This is a genomic window from Microbacterium sp., from assembly GCF_029263575.1.
Lineage (GTDB): Bacteria > Actinomycetota > Actinomycetes > Actinomycetales > Microbacteriaceae > Microbacterium.
Genome location: NZ_JAJUFV010000243.1, coordinates 1 through 2499 on the forward strand (window position 1 = coordinate 1; position 2499 = coordinate 2499).

Annotated in this window: 3 protein-coding genes; 1 reads left to right on the plus strand and 2 read right to left on the minus strand. The window is 65.2% G+C overall.

The window, feature by feature from the left end; translation table 11 throughout:
- Positions 1 to 663 (plus strand): NAD-dependent epimerase/dehydratase family protein (locus tag Q1J95_RS15620; protein ID WP_300269350.1); only part of this gene is annotated, 663 nt, incomplete at its 5' end.
- 5 nt (positions 664 to 668) lie between these two features.
- Here Q1J95_RS15620 and Q1J95_RS15625 read toward each other — a convergent pair.
- Positions 669 to 1967, minus strand: coding sequence for an O-antigen ligase family protein (locus Q1J95_RS15625; protein ID WP_300269353.1), 1299 nt, complete (start codon positions 1965 to 1967; stop codon positions 669 to 671).
- Positions 1964 to 2499 (minus strand): O-antigen ligase family protein (locus tag Q1J95_RS15630; RefSeq protein ID WP_300269356.1); only part of this gene is annotated, 536 nt, incomplete at its 5' end. The genes Q1J95_RS15630 and Q1J95_RS15625, both read right to left, overlap by 4 nt.

Here is a 2499-nt window from a genome sequence, read left to right on the forward strand (position 1 = left end):
ATCGCCCGCGTCGTCTTCAGCTCGTCTGCGGCTGTCTACTTCGGTGAGGGAGGGGGAGGGGTCGATGAATCCGCCCCGATCGCTCCGTCGAGCCCCTATGCCACCACCAAGGCAATGGTTGAGAACATCCTTGCTGACACGGCCCAGGCCGGCAGCATCCGATCCATCGCGCTGCGTTACTTCAATCCGATCGGCGCCGACCCGCGCCTGCGCACCGGGCTCCAGAACCCCACGCCGTCTCACGCTCTCGGCAAGATCATGCAGGCATCCGCCGACGAGCCGTTCACGATCACAGGCACCGACTGGCCCACCCGCGACGGGTCGGGCCTGCGCGACTACATCCACGTCTGGGATCTCGCACTCGCCCATGTGGCGGCCGTGCGCCGCTTCGACGAGGTCGCCACGTCGGCTGAGCCGTACCAGGTCATCAATGTCGGCACCGGCGACGGCGTGACCGTGCGCGAACTCGTCGCAGCCTATGAGCGCGTCACCGGAGAGTCACTGCCCGTCGTCGAAGGCGACCGACGCCCCGGCGACCAGGCAGGCGCCTATGCGATCGTCGACCGAGCAGCCGAGGTGCTCGGCTGGAAGTCCGAGCGCTCTATCGACGACGGCGTACGCGACGCGCTGGGCTGGGCAGAGAAACTGCGCACGCTGGCCTGACGCCGCTACTGCGAAGGCAACGTCGGAATGACGCCCGTGTTCGCCGCGTCGATGTTCTCGCGCCACGAACGAGACTGACCTGCACGCAACGCGCACAGCACGAGCAAGAACCAGCCGGCGCCGACGATCGTGAAGCTCTCGAACATCGAATCGACCGCCAGCGTCACGAGCACGAGCGGGGTCCAGGCATACACGACCGAGCGACGAACGCTCGCCACCAGCCACGATCGAATAAGCGCGACGGCCCCGAGGATCAAGAACAGCAGCAGCCCGGCGATGCCCAGCTGAAGCAGCACGTCGAAGAACGAGTTCAACGCCGTCTGGTGGTGGTCGTCGAGCAAGAAGTTGATGTACGTGAACGGATACTCGCCGCGCTGCCACGAACCGAACCAACCCCACCCCTGGAACGGGCGGATCGCGACGAAATCGAGGATCTGATTCCACAGGTCGGCGCGCGTCGAAAAATCTGACCCCGCACCCATCCAGGCGATGATCGGATGCCGCAACGCGAACGCCACGATCACAGACGCCGTGGCGGCAGCTCCGAGCACCCACTGCACGATGTTGCGCCGTGACGCCGGCGTGTGCCGGACGAGAGTCAGAGCCGCGGTCACGACACCGACGATCACCGCGAGCACGAGAACCGTCGGCGACGCCGACAGCAGGGCGAGAAAGCCCGCCAGAGCGATCGAGGGGATCGCCACCGGCGCGACCACCGACTGCGTGCGCCACTCGATCACGAACGTGATGAGTGCGATGACCGCGATGAATCCCAGCATGTTGCGCGTGCCGAAGATGCCCTGAATCGGCCCACCCGCCGCGAGATTTCCCTCGATGCTGAGAAACACAATTGGCAGGTCGATCAAGATGCCCGAGAGGATCTCCAGCAGCAGCGATGTCACCAGCAGCACCCGCAGTGTGTCGCCGATCGCGCGTACCGTCTGCAGCGTGTCCCGCAGGTGCCCCACCGTGATCGCGAGAAAGGCGAAGCCGAACGTCCACAGCCATCCGAAGAATGTGTCGGCGCGATCCGTCGACCACAGCATGCTGATGAGCGTCAGAGCGAGAAACGCCAGTAGCGAGAACGGAGCGAACCGCAGCAGCGATATCTCCTCACGCCGCACGAACAGAATCGCCGCACCCAGCGCGCACAGCAGCAGAATGATGGTCGCGAACGTCGAAGGCGACGTCATCCGCTCGATCGCGAAAGACCCGAACGTCGCACCGAGCGTGGCGAGCGTGTAGGCACGCGCCATCTCGACCGAGCCGAGCAGCCGAATCAGTCCGACACGGGCGGGCGTCATGGCACCCGTCGTGGCTTGCGCCCGCGCTCGGTGATGCGCATCTGCTCGCTGAGTCCGACGCCCACCAGCGGCACCGACTTGATCTTGAACGACAACAGCATGAGAAGCATCCATCCCCAGAGCATGATGGGCGTCGACTCGGCAAGCCCCTGCACCAGCAGAATGACGGTGAACAGCAAGGGCAGCAGCGTCAGCGGCGAGTAGGGGCGATCGGCGCGCAGATCCCACCGGGGGCGATCAGCGGCGAAGAACCACGCGCGCCACAGCAGCGACAGGTAGGCGCACACCATGAGCACGAGACCGACGACGCCGAGCTGCATCAACACATCCAGCCACATGTTGTGCGCGTGGAACACGGTGATGTGGTGGTCGACGATCCAGCCGTCGAATGCCGGATCGCTGGGAATCCACGGACTCGAGAACCCATTTCCGAAGATCGGATGCGTCGCTGCGCGCTCGAGAACCTTGCTCCAGATGAGATCGGTGCGGCCGGTCAGATCGGCGCTGCGACCCAGCGCCTCCAGCAGCGGAC